This window comes from Nocardia sp. NPDC059228 (assembly GCF_042754245.1).
Lineage (GTDB): Bacteria > Actinomycetota > Actinomycetes > Mycobacteriales > Mycobacteriaceae > Nocardia.
The window spans coordinates 1-1,177 of record NZ_JBHZAL010000143.1; the positions used below are offsets into that span (position 1 = coordinate 1).

General features: G+C 72.2%; 1 protein-coding gene. It reads left to right on the forward strand.

The window, feature by feature from the left end; genetic code table 11:
• Positions 1-36: 36 nt before the first annotated feature.
• On the forward strand, positions 37-1,177 hold a 1,141-nt coding region (locus ACFXKA_RS43050; RefSeq protein ID WP_379431920.1), incomplete at its 3' end, for a sporulation protein.

The following is a 1,177-nucleotide window of genomic DNA, read 5'->3' on the forward strand; positions in this document are numbered from 1 at the left end:
GCGGCACGAGCGCCCAAGGGGCCGAATGACAGGCTCGTGCGGCTCATCGCCGCTTCGGGCCTCGGCCACAAGCAACTCGCGCGCCGGGTCAACGAACTCGCGGAACGCAAGGGCATCACAACGAAATACGTCCATACGAGTGTCCTGAACTGGGCTGAGCGCGGCATGGCCCCCCGTCACCCAGTACCGTCGCTGATAGCCGAAGCGCTGGGTGGACAGCTGGGCCGTGCCGTCACCGCCGAAGACATCGGCATGGGGACACGGACCTCGTCGGACCCTGACATCGGCCTGCACTTCCCCCGCGACCCGACCGACGCCGTGCTCGGCGCCGCCGACTTCTGGAGCGACGTGGACCGACGCGACGTCCTCGGCTTCGCCGTCAGCGCCTACGCCATGCCCGTCACCAGATGGCTGGTCCAGCCGGCCGACACCGGGCCGGCCGGGGCGGCGTCCGGTCGGCGTGTCGGACGCACCGACATCACGAGTCTGTGGAAGGCGGTCAGCCAGGCCCAGCGCTGGGACTCCAAGTACGGCGGCGGGGACTGGCGTTCGTCGATGGTGCCCGAGTGCCTGCGGGTCGACGCGGCGCCGCTGCTGCTCGCCGCGTACAGCGACGAGGTCGGCCGCGGCCTCTTCGGCGCGACCGCCGAACTGACCAGGCTGGCCGGGTGGATGGCCTTCGACACCGGTCAGCAGGAGGCAGCGCAGCGGTACTACATCCAGGCGCTGCGCCTGGCCCGCGCGGCGGCTGACGTGCCGCTCGGCGGTTATGTGCTGGCATCGATGTCGCTCCAGGCGACGTACCGCGGCTTCGCCGACGAAGGGGTCGACCTGGCGCAGGCCGCGCTCGAACGCAACCGGGGGCTCGCGACGGCCCGCACCATGAGCTTCTTCCGGCTGGTCGAGGCACGCGCGCACGCGAAGGCGGGCGACGCGGCGGCGGCCGGGGCCGCGCTCAAGGCCGCCGAGGGCTGGCTGGAGCGCTCCCGCGCGGGCGACGCGGATCCCAGCTGGCTGGGCTTCTACTCCTACGACCGCTTCGCCGCCGACGCCGCCGAGTGCTACCGCGATCTGAAGGCGCCGCGGCAGATGCGGCGCTTCACCGAGCAGGCGCTGTCCCGGCCGACCGAGGAGTTCGCACGGTCGCACGGGTTACGCCTGGTGGTGAGCGCGGTCG